Origin of the sequence: Pedobacter metabolipauper, assembly GCF_004362715.1 — a bacterium.
GTDB lineage: Bacteria > Bacteroidota > Bacteroidia > Sphingobacteriales > Sphingobacteriaceae > Pedobacter > Pedobacter metabolipauper.
The window spans coordinates 862,331-885,433 of sequence record NZ_SNYC01000005.1; the positions used below are offsets into that span (position 1 = coordinate 862,331).

General features: G+C 40.5%; 15 protein-coding genes. 7 read left to right on the top strand and 8 right to left on the bottom strand.

Annotation, left to right across the window (positions count from 1 at the left end):
* Positions 1-77: 77 nt before the first annotated feature.
* The 8 genes from ATK78_RS16080 to ATK78_RS16115 all read right to left on the bottom strand — a co-directional run bounded on the left by ATK78_RS16080 (position 78) and on the right by ATK78_RS16115 (position 13,241).
* On the bottom strand, positions 78-1,181 hold the full coding sequence (locus tag ATK78_RS16080; protein WP_133577128.1) for a DUF4998 domain-containing protein: 1,104 nt from the start codon (positions 1,179-1,181) through the stop codon (positions 78-80).
* 23 nt (positions 1,182-1,204) lie between these two features.
* Positions 1,205-2,386, bottom strand: a complete 1,182-nt coding sequence (locus ATK78_RS16085; RefSeq protein WP_133577129.1) for a DUF5000 domain-containing lipoprotein — start codon at positions 2,384-2,386, stop codon at positions 1,205-1,207.
* A gap of 21 nt (positions 2,387-2,407) precedes the next feature.
* A complete protein-coding gene (locus tag ATK78_RS16090; protein WP_166664900.1) occupies positions 2,408-4,327 on the bottom strand; it encodes a RagB/SusD family nutrient uptake outer membrane protein in 1,920 nt (639 codons plus the stop codon).
* Positions 4,328-4,341: 14 nt separating this feature from the next.
* Positions 4,342-7,521, bottom strand: coding sequence for a SusC/RagA family TonB-linked outer membrane protein (locus ATK78_RS16095; protein WP_133577131.1), 3,180 nt, complete (start codon positions 7,519-7,521; stop codon positions 4,342-4,344).
* A 502-nt stretch (positions 7,522-8,023) separates the two neighbouring features.
* Positions 8,024-9,340 carry a DUF3887 domain-containing protein gene (locus ATK78_RS16100; protein ID WP_133577132.1) on the bottom strand — a complete coding sequence of 439 codons (1,317 nt, stop codon included), beginning with the start codon at positions 9,338-9,340 and terminating at the stop codon, positions 8,024-8,026.
* A 21-nt stretch (positions 9,341-9,361) separates the two neighbouring features.
* Positions 9,362-10,057: a response regulator transcription factor gene (locus tag ATK78_RS16105; RefSeq protein ID WP_133577133.1), complete on the bottom strand. Its 696-nt coding sequence runs from the start codon at positions 10,055-10,057 to the stop codon at positions 9,362-9,364.
* Positions 10,054-11,748, bottom strand: coding sequence for a sensor histidine kinase (locus tag ATK78_RS16110; RefSeq protein ID WP_133577134.1), 1,695 nt, complete (start codon positions 11,746-11,748; stop codon positions 10,054-10,056). The genes ATK78_RS16105 and ATK78_RS16110 overlap by 4 nt, the downstream gene beginning before the upstream one ends.
* The gene (locus tag ATK78_RS16115) at positions 11,742-13,241 is read right to left on the bottom strand and encodes a TlpA family protein disulfide reductase (RefSeq protein ID WP_133577135.1); all 1,500 of its coding nucleotides are present in this window, start codon (positions 13,239-13,241) and stop codon (positions 11,742-11,744) included. Before ATK78_RS16115 ends, ATK78_RS16110 begins: the two co-directional genes overlap by 7 nt.
* A 124-nt stretch (positions 13,242-13,365) precedes the next feature.
* Here ATK78_RS16115 and fabV point away from each other — a divergent pair, with 124 nt between their 5' ends.
* From fabV to ATK78_RS16150, 7 genes are all read left to right on the top strand, one after another.
* Positions 13,366-14,556, top strand: coding sequence for an enoyl-ACP reductase FabV (gene fabV, locus ATK78_RS16120; protein ID WP_133577136.1), 1,191 nt, complete (start codon positions 13,366-13,368; stop codon positions 14,554-14,556).
* Between the two features lie 12 nt (positions 14,557-14,568).
* On the top strand, positions 14,569-15,609 hold the full coding sequence (locus ATK78_RS16125; RefSeq protein ID WP_133577137.1) for an alpha/beta hydrolase family protein: 1,041 nt from the start codon (positions 14,569-14,571) through the stop codon (positions 15,607-15,609).
* Positions 15,610-15,614: 5 nt separating this feature from the next.
* On the top strand, positions 15,615-16,382 hold the full coding sequence (locus ATK78_RS16130) for a hypothetical protein (RefSeq protein WP_133577138.1): 768 nt from the start codon (positions 15,615-15,617) through the stop codon (positions 16,380-16,382).
* 60 nt (positions 16,383-16,442) lie between these two features.
* Positions 16,443-17,597 (top strand): DUF1624 domain-containing protein, encoded by a 1,155-nt coding sequence (locus ATK78_RS16135; protein ID WP_133577139.1) that lies wholly within the window; start codon positions 16,443-16,445, stop codon positions 17,595-17,597.
* Between the two features lie 169 nt (positions 17,598-17,766).
* Positions 17,767-20,115 carry an ABC transporter permease gene (locus ATK78_RS16140; RefSeq protein ID WP_133577140.1) on the top strand — a complete coding sequence of 783 codons (2,349 nt, stop codon included), beginning with the start codon at positions 17,767-17,769 and terminating at the stop codon, positions 20,113-20,115.
* Positions 20,116-20,258: 143 nt separating this feature from the next.
* Positions 20,259-20,858, top strand: coding sequence for a TlpA family protein disulfide reductase (locus tag ATK78_RS16145; protein ID WP_133577141.1), 600 nt, complete (start codon positions 20,259-20,261; stop codon positions 20,856-20,858).
* Positions 20,858-23,101: a response regulator gene (locus ATK78_RS16150; RefSeq protein WP_133577142.1), complete on the top strand. Its 2,244-nt coding sequence runs from the start codon at positions 20,858-20,860 to the stop codon at positions 23,099-23,101. The genes ATK78_RS16145 and ATK78_RS16150 overlap by 1 nt, the downstream gene beginning before the upstream one ends.
* Positions 23,102-23,103 lie beyond the last annotated feature (2 nt).

A 23,103-nucleotide genomic window follows, 5' to 3' on the forward strand; every position in this document is an offset into this window, starting at 1 on the left:
TGCCATAGATAGAAAACCCTGCAAATTACATAAAAAAATTACCGGCAGGAACTACCCTGCCGGTACTAACCAACCATTTATTTAACATAAACGTCTACTTCTCCAAGAACAATATAAGCCTGAGGTCCCCTTAGCCCGGTAACCTTAAAATATCTTGCTGTAGTCAAAGTCTTCATTGTGAAAATTTGCTCACCATCGATGAGCCTGTTGAACGCGAACGTACCCTGATCTGTCCAGGTTACATTGTCCAAACTTGTTTCGATCTTAATGGATTCTGGTGCACGGTCATCTGTGTTCATTCTCCATAAACTCAAATCAGTGATGGTTCTTACTGCGCCCATATTCACTGAAAAATAATGTGGATACGGGGTAGGATTGGTTGCCAGTCCATGCCAGCGTGTGCCTGGATTTCCATCAATAATATTGGCTACTTTATTTTCATCACCAGGATGGTTATTGTCAAAATTAGCAATAACCCATTCCTTTTTATCCAGTTTTAATTTAGGGCCAGACAGGTAACCGGTATAGAAAGTATCAATAGCCAGAGAATCCGGCAGGTATAAAGTACGGTACCTAAAGTTGGTTTCTAATTTATAATCAGCGATCTCGGTATTCAACAGCCCGCCTTTGAAACGGACAGTCTTCAATACACCTGCAGTATTGGTATACTCCAGATCAGTAGCAAAAGCACCGGTAACGCTATCAGCAATGCTCCAGTTTAACTTGAGTACATTGGCTTTAGTTAACATGGCTGCGTTAAGCGGTCTTTCTAAAACCCTTGACTGATAATTATCTCCATACACGCTGCCAGAAACCTCAACCGGAACAGATACATGTCCCTGCGCGTCGTAGGTCTTAATGGTGAACGAATAGAAATTCTCTGCCAGGGTTGTAAACGTATGGCGAACAACACTCTGACTGGCAGTGATTGGAACTTCCACAGAATCGGCATAGTTATTCCAAAAGATCCTGGCTTTCACGATTTTAGGATCTGAGCCTTTCAGCCATTCGAGTATGGCGCGTTTATTTCCACCATGCAAAACTGCAGACTTTGCAGCTCCCGGATATTGGATACCACCTTTAATAACATATTGTTCATAGGTACTATCCATTTTTTTACAGGCCATAAAGACACAGAGCCCTGCAAATACAATCAATAAATAATATAATTTACTTTTCATTTACTTTAATTTAATTGATTAATTTAAAATTTCCCCCAGAAGCTGATTTCTGCGATGGTAATCTGTCCGCCGCCACCATAGGTTTCTAATGATTTAAAACGATAATAACGATACGCCAATGGTGTTTCTGTTAACTCAAAATCTTCACCAAGGGTATGACCATAATTATAATCTTCTGCACTATTCTGACCCAATGGAAGTCCTGATGGCTTGGTTGAGGTAAAGGAACCTAACAGTTTCCAGCTATCCCAGCTTCCATTTGGATTTGGTGCACTTGATCCGTACAATTCAAATCTTTTTACATTACCACCACCGTAGGTATAGTTTGGCGATCTCTGGTGCACTTTCATACGGCTAACAATTACCGGTCTGTTTAAATCTACTGTAAACCATTGTGGCACAACGGTACTGTTTCTTGACGCAAAGATCCAGATGTCAACAAGTCCGTCCCACATTCTCGACATTGGATAGGCTGCTTCTACCGGCAGGTATTCATCCGTTGGCAACTGAAGTGCTGTAAATGGTTTAGGTACCATGGCTTCGGCCAATGGTGTTGTACGCTTTGTTAGAATTTCTGATTTATTACCCCATCTGTCTCTCAGATATACCGTAAAGGTTTTCCTTATTGGTGCCAATCCCCTGTACGAATAAGAACCTTCCCTTGCCTTGGTATAATAGGTTTGTAAGGGTATCATTACTCCATTTCCTGCTGTATCTGCTTCAAGAACAATCGCCAGGTTTGCCTGGAATTCATTTTGGAATTTGATCTTCACCCCACCAAAACCTGAATCAAGGGTAAGGTATTTAAAAGCACTCTGAACCGGAGGCGTTAAAGGCTTAACCTTAATGGTCAATGGTTCTGAAGCTTTATCATTTTTACCCACGGTATAGACCTTTACATCATATTCATTGGTATCACCAAAACCTTCCAGCCTGATGGTATCGGTATAAAAAGAAGCTTTACCCTCTTTAAAAACTCCGGGCTGTATTTCATAAACAGCCTTTACATAAGACAAATTAGCATCTGAAGGAACCGTGTAGGTTAAAATTGCACCACCGGGTATACCTTCTGATTTAATATTGCTTACTTGCTGAGGAGCAGGTGCATTCTCATCAATATGATCAAGTCTAAGCTCTTCCTTGCACCCTTGCCCTACTACTGCAAAAAGCAGGAGTAAAGGGAATATGTATCTTAATTTTTTCATAATATATATTCAGTTAATCAATTACCATCCTAAATTTTGAACTAAATTCTTATTCACCAACAGATTGTTATCCCTGATTGGCCAGAAATAATCCTTTAAGCTAAACTTCTGATCAAAAACAACCTTTGTACGGTAATAGAATGTCGGATCAGATTGTTGAAGATCCCAACCCTGAATCGGCTTTCTGTTGTATTCTGTAATGGCTGTTTTCCAGCGTCTTAAATCCCAGAAGCGCTGTCCTTCAAACGCAAGTTCAATCAGTTGTTCCTGACGGATAATTTCCTGCATACCCAATTTTGAGGTTGCTTTACCCGGGTTGTTTGAAAAGTTAGCCCATGATGTTCTAACGGTTCCTAATCCTGCACGTGCACGTACCAAATCAACATAGGTATACACTTCTTCACTTGGTGCTGCGCCCAATTCATTTAATGCTTCTGCATACATCAGGTACAGATGCGATAAGCGTATTAATGGCCATGGGTATGCATTGATGGTATAGTCATTTACTGAGGCACCCTGAACATTCTGGAAATGAACATATTTCTTAACATAATAACCGGTAACTGACCCTCCATCTGAGCTATTTTTTGAATTCGGCTGACCTTTTCTACCGGAAACATAATAAAGACCTGATGGAGCTGCATCGTCATAAGCACCTTGTCCGTACCAAACTCCGCCATCAAAGCCAAGACTTGCATAAAAACGAGGTTCTCTGTCAAAGTTTACAGCTGCAGTTGTATACCCTACACGAATAGCAAGTGCATCAGCAGCAGTACCTACTCTGGTTGCTCCTGTATTAACCCTGGTTTTGTCTTCGCTAAGCGGAACACCATTTTTAGTGTAAAACGTCTCTGTAACTTTCAATGTAGGAGATAGTTCACCAATAATCCTTGGATTATCCATGTAACGGAAATCTACTTTAGCAGCAGCAACCCTTTGAAGAAGATTGGTACTACCCTGCGTATTTGCCCAGATGATCTCACTATTCCATCTTTCAGTAAATGCATTTCTTAAATCCATTTGGGTTTTAATAAATGGTGTTAAAGCATTTCCAACTGCCGGATTGTATTTATAAAGTACATTACCTGCAGATGCAGCAATATCAATCGCTTTTTTACAGGCAACTGCTGCTGAATCCCATTTAACTATTGAAGCGGTTTGATTAAACAATTGAGCACCATCACGGTTCCTTAATCCGGCCTGTTCCGTATTTCCGTTAAACAACGGACTTGCAGCAGTAACCAATACTTTTGCTTTAAGCGCATAGGCAATTGGTTTAGTGATCCGGCCAAGCTGTCTTTGAGGGTTTGTAATGCTTAATGTCAAATTATCCTTTGCTTCGTCAAGAAGCTGCACAATGTATGCAAAACATTCATCTACCGTATTTCTGGATACTCTAACGGAGGCAATGTCTGCATCAATCGGTAAGTTTTCCTTAATTAAAGGGATTGGGCCATACATTCTTAACAGGTAGAAGTGATAATATGCTTTCAGAAATTTTACTTCAGCAGTCCACTCGATTTTTTCCTGATCAGTAAGGTCCGGAACACTATTTACATTTTCCAGGAAGATATTACAATCACGTAATCCCCTATACAGGTTATCCCAGTGAAAATCACCTACCGGATTAACTGTGCCCTGAAGCCCACGGGCAATGTTAAACATTCTATGGTCAAACTCTGGCAATACAGAGCTTTCAAAACCCCACATTTCATCTCCGCTCAATATGGCTGGATTTGAAGAAGGATCCCCATCTCTGGGCATATATGAGTAGCAGGTATATAAATACTTTTCTGCTTCAGTACGCATGGTAAATGCATTTTCAATGGTCGGAATATTATCCGGCACTACATCAAGGTAATCTTTACAGGAGCCTAACACAGATAAGAAAACAAGAAATGCTGCTCTCAATATCCATTTTCCTTTTTTAATATTTTGCATATCAGTAATCTCTATTAGTTAAAATTTAAGTTCACACCCACATTAAATACTTTTTGAACCGGGTAACCTAATCCGTTACCTGCCATCTCAGCATCCCACATTTTGAATTTACTGAACATAAATAAGTTACTTCCGTTTACGTATACACGGAAACCAGCAGCTTTAATCTTGCTCAACACACTTTTAGGCAGGGAATAACCCAATTCTATTTGTTTAATCCTCAGGAATGCCGCATTGCGCATAAACCAGGTACTGGTTTGGGCATTGTTTGCATTTACTGTAGGGCTTAAACGTGGCCAGATTGCATATACATTCCGGTTTTCTTCAGACCAATAGCTGTCGGCATACGCTTTTAAAAGCTGTGTCTGGTTGTTGAAAGGAGCGGTTGCAGAAGGGTCAATCCAGAAAGACTGATTTGCAGAACCTTGTGCGAAAGCTGAGAAATCAATATTTTTATATTTAAATGAGAAACCAAAACCATAAATAACTTCTGGTGTTAACGGGTTTCCTATTGGAACCATATCTGCTTCAGAGATTCTACCATCACCGTTTACATCGGTGTATTTGATATCACCACCACCATATTGCCCGCCAAACTCCTGTCTTGGAGAGTTAGCAGCTTCTTCATCATCGATAAACAAACGTTCAGCAATGTAACCGAAGTTTTGTGCAAGTGAATTACCTACCCTGTAGCGCCATGGCTCATTAAACTCAGGCTCTTCGTATACTTTAAATTTACTGGTTGCATAGGTAAGATTTCCTTTAAGCGACAAGAACATATCCTTGCTCCATGCCTGCTGATAATCTGCCTGTATGTCTACACCTCTGCCTGAGGCCTTACCAAGATTTGCTTTTGTAATTGCTGCCAATCCCATCGTTGTTGGGATCGAAGCACGGCTCATCAGGATATCACTCCGTTGTTCTGTATAATATTCAGCAATGATGTTCGCTTTGCCGAATAAGCTAATTTCCATAGCCATATTCTGCTTAATTGCTCTTTCCCAGCTGATGGCTGTATTGGCATAACGGTTAACTGTTACCCCATTCAATCCAAAGTTCAGGTCACGACCAAAAGTTGCTCCTTTATTCGGATCGTTCATGGTAACGTTTGAAAGATAAAAGAAACGATCGTTGGCATCACCGATCCTATCGTTACCTACAACACCATAGGTATAGCGTAATTTCAAGTTGGTGATTGAACCTTTTAATGGCTCAAAGAATTTCTCATTAGATATAGCCCAGGCTACACCTCCTGAAGGGAAGAAACCGAACCTGTTTTTTTCAGCGAAACGTTCTGTACCGTTGTAACCAAAGTTAAACTCGGCAAAATATCTTCTGTCATAGGCATAAGTAGTACGTCCGGAAAGACCTAAGTTCCTTCCTGGAAGTGATTGTTGTAAACTACCTGCATTTGCACTTAAGCTTTCTCTCATGATCAGTACCAGTAAGCCACTCACATCATGTTTATCTCCAAATGTTCTGCCATAGTTCACCATGGATTCATTATAGAAACTGGAGTTTAATGTTTTACCACCTTCCTGAAAACCTAAATACTCTGTTCCATTGTCATTAATTTGTGAAATGGAGTACTTATCAGCTAATGGATCGTAACCTGCTAACCGGTAATAAAACGGATCATAAGAACGCTCATAACCGAAATTTGAGATCCGGGTTAAATTCAGCATCGTCCGTACAGATAAACCTTTGGTAATAGACTCCAGGCTTTGTTTTATTTCAAACTGTGCCAGCATTTGTGATCTGGATTCATCTCTGTATCCTCTAACCATGTCTGCATACGGGTTAATATAGGCACCTGTAGTACCAACACCTGCATTACCAAACATAATGTGGCGTACATATTGATGCTGTGCATCAACCGGATAATAAGCAGGGAAAAGAACAGGATTTGAATGTACAACCTTATTATACATTGCAGCACCACCATCTAAAGGACCGCTGTAGTCGTCAAAGTTTCCACTTAACTTAATACCAAGTTCAGTAGATTTGGTTAAGTTAATGGTTACGTTGGTTAATAACGAGTAACTTTTTAAGTTGATGTTACTGTTAAAGTTATTCCGTTCATCAACATTTAAAACCCCATTATCTTTTGTATACGCACCGGCTACATAATAAGTTGCAACGGCACCACCACCTCTAACATTCAAATTGTAACGCTGATTGATGGCATTGTCTTTAAATAACATTTTACGCCAATCGTTCGCAGGGTATACTAAAGGATTAGCTCCTTCGCCTGTCTTAACAATTTTTTCTTCCAGATAAGGAAGGGTTGCCAATGGATCGCGTGTTGCAAAAGCCTCGTTAGCGAGCTTCATATACGTTACCGGATCGGCAAGTTCCACATTATCTGTTGGACTGGATACAGATGTTTCTGCCCTCAGTGAGATATTTGCTTTACCAACAACCCCTTTTTTAGTAGTTACTAAAATTACACCATTTGCACCACGTGCACCATATAACGAGGTAGCAGTAGCATCCTTCATGATGGAGAAAGTCTCGATATCATCGGTTTGAAGCCTTGCTAAATCGACTGTGCTCAATTCCACACCATCGATTAGGATCAGTGGACCAGTATTGGCCCCGAACGTAGTAATACCACGAACAAAGAAGTCGGCATTATCTGCTCCCGGCTCACCGCTTCTCTGATATGCGATTACACCCGCTACCCTACCAGCCAGTGCTCCTGTTAAGTTACTTGAAGGCACTTTTAGGTCACCCGGACGTACCGTAGTAATGGAACCGATCACGCTTTCTTTCTTTTGAGTACCAAAAGCCACAACGGCCACCTCTTCCAATGCATTTTTTGCATCCGGTGCCATTTTCACATCCAATACTTTTTTATCGCCGATTGTAATTTTCTGGGAGGTATATCCTACAAATGAAAATACCAGGATCTCAGAATCACTATTGATCTGTAAGGTATACTTACCATCTGCGTTGGTTACCACACCACGTTCGGGAACGGATCCCTGAACTTTAATGGTTACACCTGGAATGGATACACCTTCTTCGTCATATACAGTTCCGGTTAGAACCCGCTGACGGACTAATGAGTTACTATTTTTTAATTTGGTTACTGTTGTTTTATTAAAGACTCCTGATTTACCTGTGGTTTTAGCGAATGCGAACGCATTGCACAACACACAGCATACAAGGAGAATAAGTATTTTTTTCATACTTTTACACCTGTTTAAATGTTAATTGCCTGCAGTAGCGTTTATTCATGGTTGTCGCCTGTTATTTGCGCCCTGCTTTTAAAATCATGTACATTTGAATGTGGTCTTTTTGTTAGCTCCTTTACGCAATAAGGGAGCTTCAAAAGGCCGAAAGATTAGATAATTGTCTAGATCATAAATATTTTCCCTCTCAGTTTGTTTAAAACACAGGAGAATTCAATCCGCTTCAATGATGCAATAGTAAACAAGGGATCGTTTTACGATTGAATGATCAGGGTTAAAATCCTTTGGTTTAGTTTGTTTTGGTTAATTGGCTTTGGTTAATTAAGAACAATTATAATGCAAACCCGTATCAGCTGCAACCTGTGCTGTCCTGCTTTTATCGTTTTATTTCAAATTAATACCAAATTTTATTTTTATAACCAATGAAAATGCCCCTTAATTGGAAAGCTGGACTTTCCGATTAAGGGGCATTTTGATAAAACAGGAAGAAGAAGCCGTTTTATTTTGCCTTTATCCAGGACGCGATATCATTTACGAGGTCTTCAGATACACTTGCAGGGCTTTCATATTGTTTGCTTGTCCCTTTCATTCCCTGAAAGCTCATCAGGTGATTGAGTTGTGGATACAACTTAAGCACTGCATTTTTATTTTGTGCTAATGCTGCATTCCAAAGTTCATAATCGGCAACGGATACCTGGAAATCCAATGCTCCCTGTGCCACAAAGATTTTTTTGTTTAAGCTTTTCGCCACAGCCACCTGATCGTAATTATTAATGTCAATCCAGTAAGATGCAGGAAGCCCCAGTACAGATGAATCTGGTTTCATTTTTCCCAGTGTATTTAGTCTTGTCTTTTGGATCTCCGTAGTTAGTGAGGTCATTTGCTTTTTTGTTGCTGCTGATGTATCCTTTGAAAGGCTATACATATAGTTATTCTGTTCAATGATCAGATCAGTCATTTTACGTGCAGGTGCAGCGAGCAGTAAGATCCCTTTTAAATCTGGTGACAGTGTGGCAATTCGCGGCGCCAGCATTCCACCCAAACTGTGCCCGAGTAAATAAATCTGACTTTTATTTGCTGCAGGAATTGTTTTTGCAAGTTCTACTGCCGCTATGGCATCATCAACCAATTCTTCTTTTACGGTGAATGCTCCATAAAACTCAGCATTATAGATCATGGTTCTCTTTACGTAACGGATGGAAGCAATACCCTGAGACGCAAGACCAAGTGCAATGTCTTTTAAGGGTTTATTGGGACCAACGGTTTCATCCATATCATGAGGTCCGGATCCATGAACCAGTACCACGATTGGAAAGTTGGCTGCATTTTTTGGTGCAGTAAGTATTCCAACCAACTCGTGACCGGGTGTTTTTACATAGATCTCTGTTTCTTTATATAATGTAGTATCAGATGCATAGGTTGGTTTTGCGTAGGCCACAGCGTTTGTTTTTCCGGGAAGATAAAAACCAACGATCTTTTCTGCTTTGTTATAGGCAAAGAGAAAATTTTGTGTGTCTTTTTCAAAATTACCCTCCATAGTGATCACAAAAAAATCGCCTTCGGTTTTACTGCTTACAATGTCTGCCGACTTAAACTTACCAAGACCGGTATTTAAGTTTGTCCACAGTTGTTTTAGATCAGGCTCAGAAAACTTAGCATGAAAGGTGGTGTCAAAATACAGATAAGCTTCCTGATATTTTTCTTCGTTTAATAACGTGAAAAAATCCTGTGATTTACCTAAAAGACCAATCAAACCCTGTGAAAATGCAGAGGTGGTAATTAAAACTGTAAAAAATAATAAAACAACTTTCTTCATGTAACCAAAGGTAATAATATTTTAGCAGATCAGTTTATATCCGAACCCTCTGTGGTTAATTATTTGAACCATGGGATCGGCCTTAAAATAGCCCCTTAATTTTGAAATATAAACATCCAGGCTACGGGAGCTAAAAAAGTCGTCATCACCCCATACCTGTATTAAAAGATCTTTCCTGTTTAGCATTCTGTTTTTAAACTGATAAAGGGTATTCAACAATTCTCCTTCCCGGGAGGTTAGCTTTCGTGTTCTTTCCGGATGCGTTAGGATAAGCCTTTTGAGGTCGTACCGGTATTCTCCGATCTGAACAATTTCCAGCTGGTTTTCCGGATCTGCTTTTTCCAATAAACGATTGTGATTTAGCAGTACCCTGATTCGAACCACCAGTTCTTCCATATCAAATGGCTTTTTGAGATAGTCATTACCGCCGGCTTCAAATCCATTGAGTACATCATCGGGCATGGTACGTGCGGTTAAAAACAAAATGGGTGTATCTTTATCATGCTGCCTTATTTTCTTTGCAATGTCCAGGCCGCTTTCATTCGGCATCATGACATCTAAAATTAAAAGGTCTGGCTTAATTTTTAAATAAGTGCGGTATACTTCATCGCCTCTTGTGATCAGAAAAACATCAAAGCCACGGCTTTCCAGAAGATCTTTGATGATCATTCCAAGCGCCACCTCATCTTCGGCCAGCAAAAGTCTGGTTCGTATCATCCTTGTGGTAAAAAAATGGTAAACACTGTGCCTGTCAGATCAGACTTTGATAAGGCCACGTTCCCTCCATGCCTTTCCACAATTGACCTGACATGCGTTAATCCCATGCCGTATCCTTTGATGTGCTGATCATCCGGATCCTGCACTCTGTAGAACTGATCAAAGATATGTGCCTGGTGTTCTTTAGCAATCCCAAGTCCATGATCGGTTACGCTGATCTCTATTCCGTTGGTTACAGTGGTACACGTGATTAGAATATCAGCCGGATCGGGTGAGTACTTAACCGCATTATCAACCAGATTATTTATGGCCTGGTGGATATATTGTTTATCGGCAGATACGATTTCCGGAGCCGTGTACATCAGATTGATAATGGCCTGATCTTTTAACAAAAGCTGCTGACCCGCTATCAGTTGTTCCAACAGCTCTTTTAGATTAAATGCTGAAGGATCTATTCTAAAATTCTCTCTTTCGTACACGACACTGTTTAATACCTGGCTAACCATTTGAGACAACCGCTGCAATTCTGAAGCTGCCGTTTTTAAGTAACGGTTTGTTTTATCCTTATCTTCTAAAACATCAAAATACTGCATTCCCTGAACTGCGGCCAAAGCGGTTGCAATTGGGGTTTTCAGTTCATGCGACATGTTCCCGATAAAATCATTCTTTAGGTCGTTGAGCTTTCTTTGATGAATGATCAGGTAAAGCATGTAGCTCATGCATGCAATCAGTATAATGAGCAATAAGAATGACCCTAAAATACCAAGCGCCATACTTTTTATGGTATAAGCTACTGGTACATCTACTTTTAGCAGGACCATCTGAATGGCCCAGAGGTATTGATCGTTCACATCGCTTAAAAATGACCGGCCAGCGTATATCGTTGTTCCGCGTGATCCATTTTCTTTAGATTCTTCATTCGCGCTGCGTTCCCCGGATGCTCGATGTTCTCTACTTTTATTACGATTTCGGATGGACTCATTTAATCCAAGAAGCCGGTCAATTAAGTTTGCATCAGTTGGAATAAACCCTTTACCTGGTGTAAATGGCCCAGCCTTAGCATACAAGACGTTGATATCTTTTATAAAAAGAATTTGCGCATCAAATGGCAGGCTTCTGACTTTAAATTGCTGCTTCATGATCTTATTTAAGGTACGGATGTCACTATATGGATCATTGCTTAACTGCCTGAGTTTATTTAGCACTGCATCTTTTTCAGGATCATCCGTAAATTCCTTTGCCCCAAGTAATGCGGAGTACAAATGTCTCAAGTCGTTGAGGTTACCCCCATCGATCTTACCGATCAAAAATTTATATGGGTCATTTTTCAATTTGATTATTCCTTTTTCCGTAATGGGATAATCAAAATAGCCATGCTGATCATCGGAACTGAAACTGGCGCGTATTCCGTAAGGATAGCGGGTAATCCGGTATATAAAGTCTTTTTCTGACGTGATCATTTGTTTTAACCCATACCTCATGCTATCGGCCTTTTCTACTTTATAGCTGGTGATAATTTCATCCAGCACATCTGACACTGTATTTTCTGCCTGCTGTCTGCTGATGCGGTAACTATCCTGAAGCCAGATGATCTGTGATATGACAATGCCCCCGCAGGCCAGACAAAGCACAGCGACCAGGACGCTCAATTTTACACCGATTTTTCTGTCTTTAAATATGGAGCTTACCATTTGAACCTCCTGTTAATGGCATCAGTAACGGGGCCTACTCGTTCCGCCTCTGCTAAATAACCAGGATTTGTATCGACTAGCATTCCGGCAGCATCAATTAAAAAGTGAGATGGATAAGCGTGAAATCCAAGGATCGTATTCATAACGGTAGCTTCATCGTTGGAAAGGTAAATAAAATCAGCATTAATCTTAAATTTCTCCTGAACATGGTGCATCTGGTCTTCTGTTGTACGCACCGCAAAGAAAATAAACCGGATTGGCTTGTGCTTTAACGCCTGGATCAGTTTGGGATAATTGGGCATCTCCTGCATACAGGGCGCACACCAATCGCCCCAAAAGTCGAGATATAAATTGCTTCCCCTGGTTTTCATAAAGATATCTGCAAGCTTTTTCTTAACCGGTATACTGGCATTCGAACTTTTAATCTTTTCCAAAACCGGGTAGGGTTTAAAAACATGATCTGCAGCGTTGTCTTTTTCGATCATTCGTTTTTTTAAATAGACATTATGAACCGTTGAATCCATTCGGCCACGGCTCATACCTGCCTGCTCAGCGGAAAAATAGTTGTCTGCATACAGCAGCTGACGCGTTAGGCCCTTAGCGATCTGGTCAATATGATTTAACCGCAATGTCAACGTGTTAAAGCCATTGTTTTTCTTCAGGTCATCGTACATGGGATTCATATTGATCAGGATCATCTGTGTTGCTGACAATAAACTAAGGAATTCGTAATACGCAGAATTATTCCATGCAGTAAGGCTGTTAACAGGTATCTGATCCAGCAACTGATAAAGCTGGGGGACTGAGATCTCAAATTTTGGCTTTGCAGATCCTGCAAAGTACATGATATCTTTTGCGGCAGAATAGATTAGATGGTTACGTTGCCAGACTACAAAAGTTTGGTTGCCGACCCTCTTCTTTAAGACATATGCCTCAAAGAACTGTAGTTCTTCTTTTAACTGCGCCTGCCTGTTTAAGGCGAATGTAGTTTCCGACTGCTCCTTGTACCCCGCATCTGCTTTTAAGAGAAACGGGTGCTGATTAAATTCCGACTGAAATCTGATCATGGCATTACTGATCCCTGCCAGTTCTCCAGCTACCAGGAAAACATTGGAATTTGGCTTCCCGAAGTCCATCTGTTTTTCATCAATCGCAACAGACAATTCCTTTCCGGGTTCTGCATAAACACTTATATAAGCCTCCTTATAATTCAGGCCGATATCTCCTTTAACCGGACGCGCAAGTACCGCATCAAAACTTCCGTCAGGCTGAATAGCTACTGCAATTCGGTTACTTGTTCCATCCGGATCACAAACAGAGAACTTCACGTAGCTTTCTGTTTGTCCGGGTTGATAACCGGCAATTGTTCCTTTGATCCGGATGCTGTCTTCCTTAAATGGATTCGATTGTTCCATTTCCTGTTGCGCAATTGCTTGATCCAGCAAGAGCAATGTGCCGCACATAAGCATGCAGAGACGCTGATATCGTTTCATATTCCTTATATTTTCAACGAAAGTAATGGCGGTCTGCAGTACTTAAAAACGAATTAGGGAACGTTAACATTCGCTAAATTATTTTCTGTATTTAATTATTACTATTTTCGCTTTTATTTTAATTATGATCATTACTCCAAGAACCCGTGGGTTCATATGCTTAACTGCTCATCCAGAGGGATGTGCGCAGAATGTACAGAACCAAATCAGTTATGTAAAAGAACAAGGTACCATTGATGGGCCTAAAAAAGTATTGGTAATCGGTTCTTCAACCGGTTTCGGACTGGCTTCAAGAATCACAAGCACTTACGGTGCTGGTGCAGGTACAATCGGTGTATATTTTGAAAAACCACCAGCGCCTGGTAAAACTGCTTCTGCGGGATGGTACAATACTGCTGCATTTGAAACACAAGCTATAAAAGATGGTTTCTATGCAAAGAGCCTCAATGGTGATGCTTTTTCTGATGAAATTAAACAAAAAACATTCGACCTGATCCGTGAAGACCTGGGACAGGTAGACCTGGTTATTTACAGCCTGGCCTCGCCCCGTCGTACACACCCTAAAACCGGTGAAGTTTTCAATTCGGTATTGAAGCCGATTGGAGAGACGTTCACCAACAAGACCGTGGATTTTCATACCGGGATTGTTTCAGAAATTTCTATTCCTCCTGCCAATGAAGAAGAAATGGCCAACACCATTGCTGTTATGGGCGGTGAAGATTGGGAATTCTGGATTGAAGGCCTAAAAGAAGCCGGCTTGCTGGCAGATGGTGCCATCACGGTTGCCTATTCTTACATTGGTCCTGCGGTAACGGAAGCTGTATATCGTAAAGGAACCATTGGCGGTGCAAAAGACCATTTGGAGAAAACAGCTTTTACGCTAACTGACAAATTGAAGGATATTAACGGAAAGGCCTATGTTTCGGTTAATAAAGCCCTGGTAACACAGGCCAGTTCTGCTATTCCGGTAATTCCTCTATACATTTCATTACTTTATAAAATAATGAAAGAAAAAGGTTTGCATGAAGGATGTATTGAGCAGATTGAGCGTTTATTCTCTGAGCATTTATACACTTCTAATGAAGTACCTGTAGATGAAAAAGGAAGGATCAGAATTGACGATCTTGAACTGAGAGCTGATGTACAGGAAAAAGTAGCTGAACTTTGGCCACAGGCAACTACAGAATCATTGGATACGATGGCAGATCTTAACGGGTATAAAAAGGATTTCTTTAATTTGTTTGGTTTCGAAGTTGCTGGTGTAGATTATGAAAAGGACAGTGATGAAATGGTAGAGATCCCTGGATTATCTTAAACGATTTATGGTATGCAGCCGATAAAATGGATATTGTTATTTTTTAGCCTATTCAATTCTTTATTATCGGTTGCACAACCTATTCATCCGGCAGATTACGGTTTAAAAAGTTTCACATTACGGGATAAGAAGCTGGGTAAGATCAGTTTTTATCTGGACACTATTAATATCAACAAGAAAGCACCCCTATTTCTCGATGTGAATGGTAGCGGTGGCTATCCTTTGTGCTTTTTAATAAAAGGCAAAGGATATGAACGGGTTATGAATACGTTCAAGCCTTTTCATATCAGTCAGACACAAGTACAATACCATTACATACTGTTGGATAAACCGGGTACCCCTTTTTGTGATACGATTTATACTGATCAGGGAAAAGATGCTTTTAATGGCACTACCTTACTTGAAAGTTACCGCCCTAGTCCTGCCTACACGCAGCAAATGAGCCTGGAATGGCGTATAAATGCCAGCAAGGCTGTTCTCAATTATCTAGTGAGCAAAAACTATTGGGACAGGTCACAGATGATAGCTTTTGGTTATTCTGAAGGCGCACAAGTTGTGCCCGCACTTGCTGTTGCTGAAAAAAAGATCTCTCATGTCGCTGCTGTAGTTGGCAGCGGGCTGAACCAATTCTATGACGAGATCCTGCAATTCCGGATCAATGCGGCTATCGGAAAAATGACACATCCCCAGGCGCAGGACAGCATTGAATCAAAGATGAAAGAGATTGAAGCGATTTACAGGGATCCGGCAAATACGACCAGGGAATATAGAGGACATTCGTTTCAACGATGGGCTAGTTTTGGTTCGTCGATACCTTTTGAAGAACTCCGGAAGCTGGATATTCCGATTTATGTGGTTGCCTCCAGCAACGACCGCAATTCACCAATCTACAGTTTAGATTATCTCTGGCTTGATTTTATCCGGCTTGGCAAAACTAATTTAACGTATAAAACTTGTGTTGATTGTAACCATAGCCTGATTAGTGGAAAAGACGATAAAGCTTTATCTAATTATAGCGACTATTTCATGGCGATACTGAAATGGATTAAATAAAAAATATGAAAACTCTGTGTTATTCCCTTATCCTTTCTGCTGTACTTTTTGGTTGTCAAAGACAACAGTCAAAAACATATATCCCTTCGGATATAACCAAGAATCAAAGCTTTAACCAGCCCGTAACTTCTGACGGGGATTCTATAGAAATAGAAAAACTGGATATACCAACAAGTGACCTCAACGAAAAAGGCCCGAAAGTATATTATCAGGTAAAGTTCGGGGACACTTTGCTTCGTATCCAAACGAATAAGGCCGATACCGGTTCTGCAAAAGGAAAATTTCTTAGAGCCCTATTCATGAATACCCAGAAGACCTGTGCATTGGTACAGATCTATGACGATTATGATTATAAAACTGCTCCATTTTATATCGTTGCCCTAAAAGATGGCAAATTGGAGGTAAAAAGTCTTTATCGCGCCTCAAAAGGAAGAGCAGACAAGAAATACAGTATTGGAATGGCTCGTATTGGCAGGGATGGATACCTGATCAATAATGACTTTTTCATCAGCAACGTAAATGCAAAAGTCTATCTTATTCCACGTCAGCATGCTGAAGAGAAGATACAGGGTACTTTCTTCATGCAATCTGCAGACAAAGAAACCCTGGTTTTTATACAACCGGATTCGTTGTACGAGGTGCATTATCCAAGTGGTCGGAATTTGACAGTTGCCCTTGACCCGGATGCTTATAATAACCTGTATCAGTACGTTACCCAAAATTACAAATGGGAGAAGAACGGTAATGGAGCCAGCTTTTTACAAAAGAAATAGGATAGCCTTTATCAAAATTCTTTTGAATTCATATTGGTTATTTTGTAACTTGTACTGGCAATGTCAGTTACCATAAAAAACAATTCTTTTGAACGGATCAAATCGATAGATATCGTCCGGGGCCTGGTCATGGTGATCATGGCCCTTGACCATACCAGGGAACTGATCTTTGTTGACGCCCTTGCGCTTGACCCGACCGACCTGAAGGTAACTACGCCTATCCTGTTTTTTACCCGCTGGATTACGCACCTTTGTGCGCCAACCTTCGTTTTTCTGTCGGGCGTATCCGTTTACCTGTCATTCAGCAGACAGGGTAATTTGACCAAAAGCCGAAATTTCCTGATCAGTCGCGGTCTTTGGCTTATTCTCCTGGAGTTTACGCTGATCACCTTTGCGATCAGTTTTGACATTCACTTCCAGATCTTCGTGTTCCAGGTGATTGGCGCTATCGGCTTTAGCTTTATCATTCTGGGATTGTGCTTGAGGCTTAAGCCTGAATTCATCGGTCTGCTCGGGTTGCTGATCATACTTATGCTCCATATATTTCCGGCATTACATGTTCCCGTTTTATCCCAACCCGAGTTCATACCACTTCCATGGGGTGCAAACCTGCTGATGGCTTACCCGCCCATATTGTGGCTATCCATTATGTTTTTAGGCTTTGGCGTAGGGAAATGGTTTCTTGTCCCTTCCAGATTGCGGCTCTTTCTTTATATTGGTGTAAGCTGTATCCTATTGTTTGCAGGCATCCGTTACCTCAACGGTGTTGGTGATCCGGTTCAATGGGCAGCACAAAAAGATGGGCTATTTACTTTTCTTTCTTTTGTAAACCTGACAAAATATCCACCCTCACTGGACTATGACCTGCTATTTTTAGGGATCATGTTTTTACTTCTTGCCCTCGCGGAACAGTTGAAAGGAAAAGCGGCTCATGTGCTTCATGTATTTGGGAGTGTTCCGTTGTTTTATTACCTGCTACATTGGTATCTGATCCGGATCGTTTCCTGCTGCATCTTGTTTGCCCAGGGCTTTGGCCCGGCAGACTTTGAATTCGGTTTCAATTTTGGGCGGCCGAAAGCAACAAACGGACTACCGCTTTGGGGTGTATACCTCGTTTGGATTGGCATCGTAACTGCACTTTATCCGGCCTGTTTGTGGTATAAAAAGTATAAGGCAGCGAACCAACACCACAAGAAGTGGCTTAGGTATCTTTAATTGCGACACCTGTAATCATCATCATGATACCGGCTGTTCACAAGCGTACGTCAAATGTTCATTTACGGACATATAAAAATCCATAAACGGTCTTTACATGCAATTCGTGACACTTATTGAACATGGCACGTCATTGGTTCAATGAGGGGTATATCCTAATATTCATTTGATGTTTAAATTAAACTTAAAAATAGCTTTACGCAATTTGTGGACAAACAAATTATTCACCGCTATTAATATATTCGGTCTTTCTGTTGGCTTAACCGGCTTTATGCTGATCCTGGTTTACGTAAATTATGAAAGAAGCTATGACAGCTGGAACCCTGAAGCTGAACAGGTTTACAGACTATCAATTACTGATAATCCAGGTGAGGAAGAATATCCATCTAGCCCGGGAGAACTCGCACCTGCGCTAAAAGCAATTGCCCCGGAGATCACGGCCTATTCCCGCTTTTATTTTTTCGATTTGGAACAACGGTTGATGGGTGAGCCTGGAAATGAACATTTTATTGACCACATCATGGGTGTAGACAGTAATTGGATGGAGTTATTCCCTTACAAGTTCATTTACGGCAGTGTTAAAGCTCCACTGGCATCGGCCAATGATATTGTACTCAGCAATAAAATAAGCAAGCAGTTCTTTGGCGACAGTAATCCAGTTGGAAAAACCCTTAAGATTAATCAGAAAAAGAGTTATACCGTTACCGGGGTATTTGAAGCTCCTGCTAGTCCGGAGCACATGGAGCACAATGGCTTTGTACAGATGAGCTCAAAAGGAGATGGCTGGGGTAACGGCAATTTCGTAACCTATCTTAAGCTGGCAAAGGGAACTGACCCTAAACAGTTTGAAGTTAAACTAAACCAACTGGTAAAGACATTACCAATTGCGAAAAGAGAAAGTAAAAAAAGAATCACGCTTCATATTCAATCCGTAAAAGATATTTACCTGCATGCCACAGCAGTTCAGGATATCGCAAAAAGAGGTAATGCTGCTAACATCACCATCTTACTCGCACTGTCCAGCCTTTTATTGATCATCGCCTGTATCAACTTTGCCAATCTATCCATCGCCCAATCTGCAAAAAGAGCTAAAGAAACTGGTATACGTAAGGTAATGGGCGCCTTTAGAACGGAGCTTATTGTGCAGTTCCTTACAGAAACAACGGTTCAATGTCTGCTGGCACTTTTTTTAAGTGTTGTATTGGCTGAAATGTGCATCCCTGTTTTAAATATGATGATGGGAACTGAACTTCAGCTTTTTAATCCGGCATCACTGCAAAAGCTATCCATACAGATTAGCCTGGTCATCCTGATTGTAATTTTAGTATCTGGCGGGTACGCTGCGTTTTTTCTATCCGGATTTAAACCTGCACGTGTACTTAAGGGAGATTTTTCAAGAGGTACCGGAAGTTTATGGCTTAGAAAATCATTAATCGTAGCCCAGTTTATAATTGCTTCTGTTTTCATATCTGCATTGTTGGTTATTAATAACCAGCTGGACTTTATGAAGCATAAAGATAAAGGCTTTAATAGTGACCAGGTATTGATCTTTAAGGTCCGCAAAGGTGATACCCGCAGAAATTTTGACCAGATCAAACAACGGCTGCTTCAGATTGAAGGTGTAAAAAAGGTGAGCCGCGTAAATTATTATCCCGGAATAATGGGAATGCAGGTAATTGGCTCTACGGTTGCCGGTAAGCAAATTGACAACCTTAGCATCGTTACTGTTGATCCTGATTATTTTGAGGTGATGGGAATGAAGGCCGTTAAAGGAGCCTTATTTTCAGGACGGCACAGCACCGACAGTGCTTCAATTATTGTAAACGAAGCTGCCTACAAAAAATATGGCATGCAAAATAGCCTGGGTAAAAAATGGGTTTATGATTTTAACTTTACAGGTGTTGTAAAGAACCACATCCAAAAAGGGATGGATGTTGAAGTAGAACCAACTGCGTTTATTGTTGAAAATGGTAACTCAAACCCTGCAGATCATGTGGTTGTTAAAATGGGATCGAAAAATATCCAGCAGACTGTTAAAGAGATCCAATCGGTATGGCAAACTGCAGAGCCTTTTCCATTTGAATACAATTGGCTGGATCAGAGTTTTCAACAGGTATATATTCAGTATATACGCCTTGGAAAACTATTTACTATTTTTACTTACGTCACGTTATTTATTGCAGCCTTAGGTTTATTTGCATTGGCTGCATTTACTACACGGCAGCGGACTAAAGAGATTGGTATCCGGAAAGTATTGGGAGCTGACGACCTTGACATTATTAAACTCATCAATAAGAGTTTTATCTGGCTCATTTTAGCAGCTAACGCTGTGGCCATTCCGCTTGCATTTATATTAACTTCAAAGTGGCTTAATGGATTTGTTTACCGTGCGCAGATCAGTATACTCCCTTTTTGCTTTGCACTGCTTATTTCCATGATCATTACCATTTTAACGGTAAGCTTTCAGGCTTATAAGGCGGCAAAAGCAACACCTGTCCATGCACTTAAATATGAATAACAAAAATTTCAGTGTCTTGTTATAGTTGTTATTATAGTCATATAAATAACAATTATTTAAATCTCACATCCAGACGTCCCGGAATTACGTTTACAAATTAGGCATTATTATGCCAATAAAAGGGGAATACACGTTTTTAATACATGAGAAAATATTTAGCTGCGCTATGGTTATTTGCGCTGGTACTTGTATTGGCCGGATTTTTCTGGTTCAATCAATTGAGATATTTATTACCTACACCAGTACCTGTTTCTTATAAGGAGGTTCTTCCTGGTGAAAAAATAAAGCTGAGTGCTGATTTATCGACACTCAATGAGAAGCCTTTGTTCCTTCATTTTTTTAATCCGGATTGCCCATGTTCCAGGTTTAATATGGATCATTTTAAATCACTGGTTAAGCAATATGGAGGCCGGCTGAATTTTGCAGTCGTATTAATGTCTGCCAGTCCTGCTGATCCTGAAGAAATCCGTAAACGTTTCGATTTAGATATTCCTGTTTTTAACGACTCAAATGTACTGGCAAAATCTTGTGGGGTGTATTCAACGCCGCAGGCTGTTGTTCTTGAAAAAGGGTCGAAGCTTTATTACCGCGGAAATTACAACAAGAGCAGATACTGCACAGACGAGGCTACCAGCTATGCAAAGATCGCCGTCGAAAATCTAATACACCGCCAGCAAAATGTTAAGTTCAATGTTCTTGCATTACAGGCCTATGGTTGTACACTTCCTAACTGCATCAATTAATGCTGAAAATTTTAAAGTCATATTCAGAAGATCAAAAGTCGATCATAGATTTCAGGTCTGATATTAATAAAAGATCCGATCAGTTGATTAATTACTTTCTCATTGCTTTTTTCCTTCTTGGCTTATACTTCGCTACATTTTACGATACCTGGAATATTGCTTTTGGAGTTGGGGGAACATTACTCATAGCTTACTATAGCATGAAGTGGCTTTTCCCAAAATCAACCCTGCATCAATATGTGCTAAGTGTGTGTCTTGGTGTCTTTATGGCCCAATTTATATTTCAAATGCATGGTATGTTTGAGATGCACTTTTTCGCCTTCATAGGGAGTGCCATATTGATTACCTATCAGAACTGGAAACTTCAGATACCGATGCTGCTGTTTGTGGTAATCCACCATGTTGGATTGAACTATCTTCAGAGTATTGGATACGATGCTGTATATTTTACAACACTGGACCATCTTGAGTTTCAAACCATGTGCATCCACATTTTCTTAACCGCAATTATATATTTTGTATGCGGTTTGTGGGCGTATAATTTGAATAAATACAATGGCGCACAACTTGCCATGCTTTTGCAGATTGAGGAAAGAAAAAAAAATGAGGAGATACTGGAAGCTTTAAATGAAGAATTACGGCTATCAAACCAGGAGGCTCTGGATGCGATGAAAGTTGCGGAAAAAGCTGTTCAGGCAAAAAGCATTTTTCTTGCCACGATGAGCCATGAGATCCGTACACCAATGAATGGTGTAATGGGCATGACCTCTTTATTGATGAACACCCAATTGTCTGAAGAACAGGCAGACTATGTGAATGTGATCGACACCAGTGCAGATGCACTGCTGAGTGTGATCAATGATATTCTCGACTTTTCAAAAATAGAATCCGGGCATATGGATCTCAATGCGCACAGCTTTGATCTTCAGAAATGTATTGAGGATGTTATTGACCTGTTTGTCAGTAAATCTGCCGCCAGAGGAATTGAACTCTTCTATGAAATTGATCCTTCTATACCAGAAGTGATCATTACCGACAGCGTTCGCCTTAGACAAGTATTGATCAATTTACTGAATAATGCAATAAAATTCACCAATCATGGAGAGGTACACCTTAAAGTTCAGCCGCTAAAGATTGCGAATGAAAAAGTTAAAATCCTATTTGAGGTTCGCGATACAGGAATTGGAATCGCTGCCGATCAGATTGGCCAGCTTTTTAAGGCGTTTTCACAAGTTGACTCTTCGAACACCAGAAGATTTGGTGGTACAGGATTGGGACTGGTGATCAGTGAGAGACTTGTTCACTTAATGAATGGCACAATCGATGTTAAAAGTGAAGAAGGTAAAGGTTCTGTATTTTCATTTACCATTGAGGCGGGCATTAAACTGATCAGGAAACCAGACTTAATGCCGGGCACTCTTTTAAATCACCGGGAAAAACGAATTCTTATTGTAGATGACAATTTCACTAACCTCAGAATTTTAAAAACGCAGCTTGAAATCTGGAAGTTCCTGCCTATGGTTGTCAGCTCAGGAAAAGAAGCCCTCCGGCTTTTAGATTCAGAGACCGAATTTCATTTGATGATCACAGATTACCAAATGCCGGATATGGATGGTATTGCCTTAACTAAAGAAATCCGTTCCAGAAATTTGAAGTTCCCTGTTATCTTACTCAGTTCTGTTGGAGAAGAAAGCAGACAGGACCATTCGGATCTTTTCTTTGGTATTCTAAATAAACCTGCAAAAAACAAACCGTTCTTAAGTCTGATCTACCAGGCATTAAATTACCAGGTGGAGAAGCAGGGACAGGGCGTAACGACTGGTAAACATAACCTGACTGACGAGTTTTCTACTTTATACCCGTTAACTATTCTTTTGGCTGAAGACAACTTGATCAATATCAAACTAATCAGTACTGTTCTAAGCAAACTTGGCTACAACATAGACATTGTTCATAATGGATTACAAGCTTATAAGATGTGCACAGAGAAACTTTATGACCTGGTGCTGATGGATGTGCTCATGCCGGAACTGGATGGCCTGGAGGCCACTGTAAAGATCAGATCGGCAGACATTATACAACCGGCAATTATTGCCCTAACTGCGAACGCTATGCCTGAAGACAGGCATAAATGCATTGAGGCCGGCATGGATGATTATCTTTCCAAACCATTAAAAGTAGATCTGCTGGTATCTGCATTAAAAAAAGTATATATGTCTAAGCATACAAAAAAACTGCATTAGCC

Coding starts and splice junctions, on each gene's coding strand:
- ATK78_RS16080 (WP_133577128.1), bottom strand. CDS start 1,181: ATGAAAAGTAAATTATATTATTTATTGATTGTATTTGCAGGGCTCTGT.
- ATK78_RS16085 (WP_133577129.1), bottom strand. CDS start 2,386: ATGAAAAAATTAAGATACATATTCCCTTTACTCCTGCTTTTTGCAGTA.
- ATK78_RS16090 (WP_166664900.1), bottom strand. CDS start 4,327: ATGCAAAATATTAAAAAAGGAAAATGGATATTGAGAGCAGCATTTCTT.
- ATK78_RS16095 (WP_133577131.1), bottom strand. CDS start 7,521: ATGAAAAAAATACTTATTCTCCTTGTATGCTGTGTGTTGTGCAATGCG.
- ATK78_RS16100 (WP_133577132.1), bottom strand. CDS start 9,340: ATGAAGAAAGTTGTTTTATTATTTTTTACAGTTTTAATTACCACCTCT.
- ATK78_RS16105 (WP_133577133.1), bottom strand. CDS start 10,057: ATGATACGAACCAGACTTTTGCTGGCCGAAGATGAGGTGGCGCTTGGA.
- ATK78_RS16110 (WP_133577134.1), bottom strand. CDS start 11,748: ATGGTAAGCTCCATATTTAAAGACAGAAAAATCGGTGTAAAATTGAGC.
- ATK78_RS16115 (WP_133577135.1), bottom strand. CDS start 13,241: ATGAAACGATATCAGCGTCTCTGCATGCTTATGTGCGGCACATTGCTC.
- fabV (WP_133577136.1), top strand. CDS start 13,366: ATGATCATTACTCCAAGAACCCGTGGGTTCATATGCTTAACTGCTCAT.
- ATK78_RS16125 (WP_133577137.1), top strand. CDS start 14,569: ATGCAGCCGATAAAATGGATATTGTTATTTTTTAGCCTATTCAATTCT.
- ATK78_RS16130 (WP_133577138.1), top strand. CDS start 15,615: ATGAAAACTCTGTGTTATTCCCTTATCCTTTCTGCTGTACTTTTTGGT.
- ATK78_RS16135 (WP_133577139.1), top strand. CDS start 16,443: ATGTCAGTTACCATAAAAAACAATTCTTTTGAACGGATCAAATCGATA.
- ATK78_RS16140 (WP_133577140.1), top strand. CDS start 17,767: ATGTTTAAATTAAACTTAAAAATAGCTTTACGCAATTTGTGGACAAAC.
- ATK78_RS16145 (WP_133577141.1), top strand. CDS start 20,259: ATGAGAAAATATTTAGCTGCGCTATGGTTATTTGCGCTGGTACTTGTA.
- ATK78_RS16150 (WP_133577142.1), top strand. CDS start 20,858: ATGCTGAAAATTTTAAAGTCATATTCAGAAGATCAAAAGTCGATCATA.